Origin of the sequence: Candidatus Avelusimicrobium sp. (assembly GCF_051874775.1) — a bacterium.
Lineage (GTDB): Bacteria > Elusimicrobiota > Elusimicrobia > Elusimicrobiales > Elusimicrobiaceae > Avelusimicrobium.
Window position 1 is genome coordinate 1 of the sequence record NZ_JBJEGE010000024.1, and the last position, 6894, is coordinate 6894.

General features: G+C 48.9%; 12 protein-coding genes. 11 read left to right on the forward strand and 1 reads right to left on the reverse strand.

The window, feature by feature from the left end; genetic code table 11:
- Positions 1-526: 526 nt before the first annotated feature.
- Positions 527-739 carry a hypothetical protein gene (locus tag ACI351_RS04580; RefSeq protein ID WP_439734078.1) on the reverse strand — a complete coding sequence of 71 codons (213 nt, stop codon included), beginning with the start codon at positions 737-739 and terminating at the stop codon, positions 527-529.
- Positions 740-942: 203 nt separating this feature from the next.
- On the opposite strand from ACI351_RS04580, the gene ACI351_RS04585 reads away from it, so the two are divergent.
- The 11 genes from ACI351_RS04585 (at position 943) to rplP (ending at position 6762) form a co-directional block, all read left to right on the forward strand.
- The gene (locus ACI351_RS04585; protein WP_439734079.1) at positions 943-1305 is read left to right on the forward strand and encodes a hypothetical protein; all 363 of its coding nucleotides are present in this window, start codon (positions 943-945) and stop codon (positions 1303-1305) included.
- 9 nt (positions 1306-1314) lie between these two features.
- Complete coding sequence (locus ACI351_RS04590; protein ID WP_439734080.1) at positions 1315-1653, forward strand: hypothetical protein; 339 nt, start codon at positions 1315-1317, stop codon at positions 1651-1653.
- A gap of 339 nt (positions 1654-1992) precedes the next feature.
- Positions 1993-2337: a 30S ribosomal protein S10 gene (gene rpsJ / locus ACI351_RS04595; protein WP_428056871.1), complete on the forward strand. Its 345-nt coding sequence runs from the start codon at positions 1993-1995 to the stop codon at positions 2335-2337.
- Positions 2338-2354: 17 nt separating this feature from the next.
- The gene (rplC, locus tag ACI351_RS04600) at positions 2355-3146 is read left to right on the forward strand and encodes a 50S ribosomal protein L3 (RefSeq protein ID WP_439726999.1); all 792 of its coding nucleotides are present in this window, start codon (positions 2355-2357) and stop codon (positions 3144-3146) included.
- 12 nt (positions 3147-3158) lie between these two features.
- Positions 3159-3791 carry a 50S ribosomal protein L4 gene (gene rplD, locus ACI351_RS04605; RefSeq protein ID WP_439734081.1) on the forward strand — a complete coding sequence of 211 codons (633 nt, stop codon included), beginning with the start codon at positions 3159-3161 and terminating at the stop codon, positions 3789-3791.
- Complete coding sequence (locus tag ACI351_RS04610; protein ID WP_439727001.1) at positions 3791-4084, forward strand: 50S ribosomal protein L23; 294 nt, start codon at positions 3791-3793, stop codon at positions 4082-4084. The genes rplD and ACI351_RS04610 overlap by 1 nt, the downstream gene beginning before the upstream one ends.
- A 22-nt stretch (positions 4085-4106) precedes the next feature.
- Positions 4107-4946 carry a 50S ribosomal protein L2 gene (gene rplB, locus ACI351_RS04615; protein WP_439734082.1) on the forward strand — a complete coding sequence of 280 codons (840 nt, stop codon included), beginning with the start codon at positions 4107-4109 and terminating at the stop codon, positions 4944-4946.
- A gap of 2 nt (positions 4947-4948) precedes the next feature.
- Positions 4949-5233, forward strand: a complete 285-nt coding sequence (gene rpsS / locus ACI351_RS04620; protein ID WP_177746033.1) for a 30S ribosomal protein S19 — start codon at positions 4949-4951, stop codon at positions 5231-5233.
- Positions 5234-5249: 16 nt separating this feature from the next.
- Positions 5250-5609, forward strand: coding sequence for a 50S ribosomal protein L22 (gene rplV / locus ACI351_RS04625; protein WP_439727003.1), 360 nt, complete (start codon positions 5250-5252; stop codon positions 5607-5609).
- A gap of 3 nt (positions 5610-5612) precedes the next feature.
- Complete coding sequence (gene rpsC / locus ACI351_RS04630; RefSeq protein WP_439734083.1) at positions 5613-6338, forward strand: 30S ribosomal protein S3; 726 nt, start codon at positions 5613-5615, stop codon at positions 6336-6338.
- A 13-nt stretch (positions 6339-6351) separates the two neighbouring features.
- Positions 6352-6762, forward strand: coding sequence for a 50S ribosomal protein L16 (rplP, locus tag ACI351_RS04635; RefSeq protein ID WP_439727005.1), 411 nt, complete (start codon positions 6352-6354; stop codon positions 6760-6762).
- Positions 6763-6894: the final 132 nt, after the last annotated feature.

The following is a 6894-nucleotide window of genomic DNA, read 5'->3' on the forward strand; positions in this document are numbered from 1 at the left end:
CGAAGGCGGTCATACGGTAGGCGCCGGCGTCGTTACCAAAATTATTGAGTAGTAACGACTGTTGGTAACTAACGGTTTACGCACAACGGATAAGAAAGAGATTTCTTATCCGTTGCTCGTTATACGGGCAACCATTTTCCATATTTGGCTAACTTTGTGTTCCCTTGCCCTTGACGTGGCTACAGCCACGCCTATGCGGGCAACTGGCAACGCAAATTTAGCGCAAATCTGAAAAATCAGCCGAAGCTATGTGATGTTATTCTATGCTGCACGGCACTTGAATAACGACTGTTGGTAACTAACGGTTTACGCATACGGAGCAAAACGGAAAGTTTTGCTCCGTATGTCTTTTAAGAATAAACAATTTTTCAAAACCTGCCGTCTTGCACGTACCTTGGGGCTTACGTAATTACCACTACGCCGCGCCCCAACTTGTCCGCGCAATACGGAGCGGTTTTGAAAAATCATATAATCTTCCATTAGGTCATTCTACGCTGCACGGCACCTGAATAACGGCTGCCAGCAGTTACAACGTGCCGTTTTGGTTTAATTGGTCGCAAAGCTGTTTTTGGATAGAAGAAACTTGAGGATAAGTCGTGCATTTAGTTTTATTCGGTTCTTCGCGGGATATCCAAATATAATACGATTGTTTGAACGGCTGTTCATATTGCGCCAGAGCAAGTGCCGCAAATATAAACAGCCGTAGTCTGCCGCCACTCGGGCGGCAAACATTCGGCACAAGACAGAGGGGTTATAAGGCCCTCCGTCCTGCGCCTCTAATCGGCTGTTTTTGGACTTGCTCTGGATTACTTTATGTAATGCCGCCGTGTTCTGCACACGGTTCCAAAAACAGGTAAAATTGTGTACTACGGTTCTATTATAATAAATTTGGCGGGGATATAGAATTTGATATAATATCCTGTATCGTAAAGGAGGTAAAATATGAATATCAAACTATTGGGGTTATTGGGCGCGGCCGTGTTGTTCGCCGGATGCACCAAAACGGCGGAAGTGAAAACTCCCGTCAATATGAAAGCTAAAAATTACGCCGAAGCGTTGCGGTCGGCCGATAAGTCCTGCAACGTGGACGAGGACTGCACCTCGGTCAACAAGGGCTGCTGTATGTGCGCCGGAAAAGAAGCGGTAAATAAAGAAGCCGCCGCTGCGCTTCAGCCGTTTTTTGTGAAAGAGTGCGACCGCGCTGCGTGCACTTTGCAAATGTGCTATGTGGATATTGAAACGTCCTGTCAAAACGGGAGCTGCGTGGGTACGCCTAAACCGTATAAAAATTATTTCGTAAAATAGGGGAATAGAATGAAAAAAGTATTATTTTTAACCGTTTGTGCCGCTGTCTTGGCCGCGTGCGCTTCCGCCCCGAAATCCGTGGGCATTAACGCCAAACCCAAATCGCTGACGAAAGCAATTTTAAAAGCCGACAAAGCCTGCACCGCGGACGCGGACTGCGTGGCCGTACAGAAAGGCTGCTGTATGTGCGACGGATATCAAGCCGTCAGCCAAAAAGGAGCCGAAACGGTCAAAGCGGCGTTTGATAAGGCCTGCTCTCTTGCTCCTTGTACGCGCGAAATGTGCCGCGTACAAATTGCGCCTAAGTGTGTGAACAATGTTTGCACGGGCGAGAGCTCCCGCGAGTAGTTTTTGACAGATAAAAACGCCGGATCCGCAGCAGGGTCCGGCGTTTTTCGCGTTTATATGGGGACCTGTTATTGCTTTTTGTGGCTGTGGCTATTTACAATACAGGACAAATTTTATACAATATATCCAAGCGAATTTTAGGCGCTTTATAATGAAAGCGAAACGGTGAAAAACGCAAGTAAATTGTATAGCGCAAAAGCCCGCTGATTTGGTATAATAAAATGTACTGAATTGGAAGCAAAGGCGGAAAATTCCTAACTGGCTCGTCGGAGAAGGCGAACCGGAGTGGGGGTTTCTGCCGAATAATTTTTTTGTAAAAAACATTTAAGGAAACCAAAAATGGCAGAAAAAACAGAAAAAAAGGCTAAAGTATTAAGCCAAGAAAGAATCCGCATCAAATTGCGTTCTTACGACCACCGTATGTTGGACGCCTCTGTTTCCCGCATTGTGGAAACGGCCCAAAAAACCGGCGCCATCGTGGCGGGTCCTGTTCTTCTACCGGTCCGGATTAAGAAGTACACCGTGCTTCGTTCTCCCCATACCGATAAAAAGAGCAGAGAACAGTTTGAAATGCGTATTCACAAAAGACTCATTGACCTCAAAAGCCCCACCTCTAAAACCGTCGACGAACTGATGAAGCTCGATTTGCCGGCCGGTGTAGATGTGGCTATCAAAAGCAACTAATAGGAAACTGAACTGATATGACAGAAGAACTCAACCAAGCTGCTGGTGCCCAAGAGGCAACTCCCGTTGCTGAAGCGGCCAAAGCAGAAACTGTCAAAGAAGCTCCCGAAACTTTCCGCTTTGTAATTGGCGAAAAAATCGGTATGACTCAGCTCTTTGATGAAAAAGGCAATCTTCACGGCGTATCCGTAGTAAAAGCGGGTCCGTGTAAGGTTGTGCGTGTCAGAACTCAAGAAAAAGACGGTTACAATGCCGTTTGCGTGGGTTTTGGCGAAGTGAAAGAAAGCAAACTCAACAAACCTGAACTCGGTTATTTCAAAAAAGCCAACGTCGCTCCGGTCAGACATATGAAGGAATGCCGTGTCGCGGATGTGAACGGTTTCGAAATCGGTCAAGTCATTTCACTCGAAAAAATCTTCAAACCCGGTGACTATGTAGACGTGCAGGGTAAAATCAAAGGCCACGGCTTCGCAGGCGGTATGAAACGCCACGGCTTTGCCGGACAGCCTGATTCCCACGGTCAGTCCGACCGGTCCCGCGCCCCGGGTTCTTTGGGATCCCGCCGTTCTTTGGGTAAAGTGCTTTCCGGTCAGCGTATGGCCGGCCATTACGGCACCACCACCCACACCGTAGCCAAAATTGAAGTTATCAAAGTGGACAACGAAAACGGACTTATCTTCTTGAAAGGTTCCGTCCCGGGTGCCAAAGGCTCCATTGTGTCCGTCTTGGAAACTTCCAAATACAAAAAACACTATGTGGCGCCGCAGCAGCAGAAAGTTTCTGCCTCTAAAGCCGCCAACAAGAAGTAAGGACTTTGACCTATGGAAACTAAAGTTTTAGATATTAAAGGTAAAGAGAAAGGGACCTGCGCCCTGCCGGACAGCTTGTTTGCCGTCAAGGCCAACCCCACTTTCTTGCACGAAGTCATCACCGCCTTTTTGGCTAACCAAAGAAGCGGCACCGCCGACGTCAAAACCCGCAGCGAAGTTTCCGGTACCGGTAAAAAACCGTGGAAACAGAAAGGCACCGGCCGCGCCCGTCAGGGCAGTTTACGCGCCGTGCAGTTCCGCCACGGCGGTATCGCTTTTGGTCCTACTCCGCGCTCTTTCCGTCAGGATTTGCCGGCCGCCAAAAGAAGAACCGCGCTTGCGATGGCTTTGTCTGCCAAGCTTGCCGAAGGTAACTTGGTTGTATTGGAATCTTTAACGCTTAAAGAACCCAAAACCAAAGCTTTTGCCGAAATTATGGACGTCTTAGCTGCCGGCCGCAAACCGCTGGTTATGGATAACTTTGCTGACGCTAACGCCGCGTTGGCCTGCCGAAATGTTGCGGGTCTTACCCACATCGCTCCGCAGGACGCTAACGCCTATGTGGTACTGAACAGCTCTAAAGTTATTTTGACCACGGACGCCGTCGCCAAACTCAGCGACACGTTTGCCAAGGAGGCCAAATAATGACCGTTTACACTACGCTTAAAAAGCCCCTTTTAACCGAAAAGAGCTTGATTGAACGCGATACCCATAACCGTTACGGTTTTGTGGTTGCTAAAAATGCGTCCAAAGGCGAAATTAAAACCGCGGTGGAAAAAATCTTCAACGTAACCGTTGTAAAGATTAACACGATTTCCGTCACGGGCAAGACCCATCGTATGGGTCGCTTCGAAGGTAAAAGACCCGACTACAAAAAGGCCTTTGTTACCTTGAAAGAAGGCGATAAAATCGAAATGGTGGAAGCCGCTTCGAAGTAGCTGAAAGGAGAAACTACTAACTATGCCTATTAAGTCATTTAGACCTTACACCCCTTCCCGCAGAACGATTACGGTGTCGGACTACTCCGATATTACGAAAACCACTCCGGAGAAGAGCTTAACCAAAGGTCTGCGCAAAACCGGCGGCAGAAACAACACCGGTATGATTATGGTCCGTCACATTGGCGGCGGTCACAGACGCGCATACAGACAGATTGATTTCAAACGGGAAAAATACGGCGTTCCGGCCAAAGTTGTATCTATTGAATACGATCCGAACCGCAGCGCCCGTATTTGCCTGTTGAACTACGCCGACGGCGAGAAAAGATATATTCTTCATCCGCTGGGCGTACAAGTGGGAGACGTACTCATGTCCGGTCCGGCCGCAGATATTAAAGTGGGTAACTGCCTTGCTCTTAAAAACATTCCCGAAGGTACTTTTATCCACGCCATTGAACTGAAAGTCGGCAAAGGCGCGCAGCTTGCCCGCAGCGCCGGCAGCCAAGCTCAGCTTATGGCCAAAGAATCGGACTATGCCCATATCAAAATGCCGTCCGGCGAAATCCGCTTGGTGCCCAGCGCCTGCTGCGCGACCATCGGCCAAGTCGGCAATGTGGACCACTCCAACATTGTAATCGGCAATGCCGGCCGCAACAGACACCGCGGCCAGAGACCTACCGTCCGCGGTAGCGCGATGAACGCTGTCGACCACCCGATGGGCGGCGGCCGCGGTCACGGTAAAGGCGGCAACATTCCGCGCTCTCCGTGGAACCAGCAGACCCGCGGTCTGAAAACACGCTCTACCAAAAAAGCGTTTGGCTGGATGATTGTCAGCGACAGAAGAAAAAACAAGGTTAAGTAATTATGGGAAGATCAACTAAAAAAGGTCCGTTTGTGGATTTAAACCTGTTGGAAAAAGTTCAAGCGATGAACGCTTCCAATGAAAAGAAACCTATCAAGACGTGGGCAAGAGCCTGCACCATCGTGCCTGAATTTGTGGGACATACGTTCCTTGTGCACAATGGCAGAAAATTTCTTCCCATTTACGTATCCGAGAGAATGGTAGGCTACAAACTCGGTGAATTCTCTTTCACCCGTTTGTTCAAAGGTCACGGTGGTATGACGAAAGATTCCACCGCCCTGAAATAAGAGTTGAGGATTTGATATGGAAGCTTGTGCAAAAGCTAAATTTCAACGCTATGGCAGCCGCAAGGTGAACTTGGTGCTCGATCAAATCCGCGGTAAAAACGTGAAAGCGGCGGAAGACGTACTTCCGTTCATCGCCAAACGCACCTCGGATTTGGTGGCTAAAACGCTTCACAGCGCCGCCGCCAACCTGGAAGTAAAAGCCGGCAAAAAGCTGGATTTCAGCAAAGTCTTCATTAAAGAAGCGTTTGCCAACTTGGGCCCCAGCGGCCACTTAAAAAGAGTGCAGCCCGGTCCGCAAGGCCGTGCGATGCCCTACAAAAAGAGTATGTGTCACTTGACTGTTATCGTCACCGACGAAAAAAAGGGAGGTCGCTAATTTATGGGACACAAGATTCACCCGCGGTCAATCAGACTTGGTTATATTCAGGATTGGCGCTCCAGATGGTTCGCTCCTAAGAATATGCCGGCGTTGATTATGGAAGATTTCCAGATCCGCAAAATTATTGATGACAAATTCAAAATGGCGGCCGTCAGCTACGTCGGCATCGAAAGAGCCGGTGCGTTTCTGCGCGTCAACATCCACACCGCCCGCCCTGGCGTGGTAATCGGCAAAAAAGGCGCCGACATTGAAGCCCTTCGCAAAGAATTGGAAGCCCTTACCGGCAGCAAAACCTTTGTGAACGTAATTGAAATCAAGAATCCGGAAACGGATGCTCAGCTGGTAGCCCAAAACATTGCAATGCAGCTTGAAAAACGCGCCCACTACGGTGCCGCTATCAAGAAAGCAATTGAAAAGGCCTTGTCCGGCAAAGCGCTTGGTATCAAAATTATGGTGTCCGGCAGACTCGGCGGCGCGGAAATTGCCCGCACCGAGTGGAAACGCGAAGGACGCGTGCCGCTGCACACCTTGTGCGCCGATATTGATTACGGTTTTACCGAAGCAAACACCATTAGCGGTAAAATCGGTATTAAAGTCTGGATTTTCAAGAGAACCCACTTCGCTAAATCTCCTAAAGAGATTATGAACGAGCTCAAGAAACACCGCGACATTGAAAACGGTTCCACCGAAGGTGCGACGGAAGTCGCCGCGGTGGAAGCCAAATAGAGGACTTTGACTTATGTTGATGCCTAAAAGAGTTAAATACCGCAAACCCTTCAGCGCGCCCCGCATTAAAGGCAATGCCAAACGCGGCACGGAAGTGGTGTTCGGCGAATTTGGGTTGAAAGCGTTAGAACCCAAATGGATTACCGCACGGCAGATTGAAGCTGCCCGTATTACCTTGTCCCGCTTCATCAAGAAAAAAGGTAAACTTTGGATCCGCATTTTTCCGGACAAAGCAATTACCAAACACCCCGCCGAAACCCGTATGGGTAAAGGTAAAGGCGCGCCCGAATACTGGGCGGCTGTGGTGAAGCCCGGCAGAATTTTGTTCGAATTGGAAGGCGCTACATTAGAAGATACCAAAAGAGCTATGCGCTTAGCGTCCGACAAACTGCCGATCAAAACGAAATTGGTTAGCAGAAGGTAGTTTATGAAAACGAACGAAAAAGAAGCTTTAAAGAACAAAACGTTGGCCGAACTGAACGAAGCACTCGGCAAAGCCCAGGAAAAGAAATTTAATCTTCTTTTCAAACACAGCACCACCCCCATCGCCAACCCG

Excerpts from the sequence above, each read along its gene's own strand:
- ACI351_RS04610 (WP_439727001.1), top strand. The coding sequence starts at position 3,791 with ATGACCGTTTACACTACGCTTAAAAAGCCCCTTTTAACCGAAAAGAGC.
- ACI351_RS04590 (WP_439734080.1), top strand. The coding sequence starts at position 1,315 with ATGAAAAAAGTATTATTTTTAACCGTTTGTGCCGCTGTCTTGGCCGCG.
- rplC (WP_439726999.1), top strand. The coding sequence starts at position 2,355 with ATGACAGAAGAACTCAACCAAGCTGCTGGTGCCCAAGAGGCAACTCCC.
- rplP (WP_439727005.1), top strand. The coding sequence starts at position 6,352 with ATGTTGATGCCTAAAAGAGTTAAATACCGCAAACCCTTCAGCGCGCCC.
- rplV (WP_439727003.1), top strand. The coding sequence starts at position 5,250 with ATGGAAGCTTGTGCAAAAGCTAAATTTCAACGCTATGGCAGCCGCAAG.
- rpsS (WP_177746033.1), top strand. The coding sequence starts at position 4,949 with ATGGGAAGATCAACTAAAAAAGGTCCGTTTGTGGATTTAAACCTGTTG.
- ACI351_RS04585 (WP_439734079.1), top strand. The coding sequence starts at position 943 with ATGAATATCAAACTATTGGGGTTATTGGGCGCGGCCGTGTTGTTCGCC.
- rplD (WP_439734081.1), top strand. The coding sequence starts at position 3,159 with ATGGAAACTAAAGTTTTAGATATTAAAGGTAAAGAGAAAGGGACCTGC.
- rplB (WP_439734082.1), top strand. The coding sequence starts at position 4,107 with ATGCCTATTAAGTCATTTAGACCTTACACCCCTTCCCGCAGAACGATT.
- rpsC (WP_439734083.1), top strand. The coding sequence starts at position 5,613 with ATGGGACACAAGATTCACCCGCGGTCAATCAGACTTGGTTATATTCAG.
- rpsJ (WP_428056871.1), top strand. The coding sequence starts at position 1,993 with ATGGCAGAAAAAACAGAAAAAAAGGCTAAAGTATTAAGCCAAGAAAGA.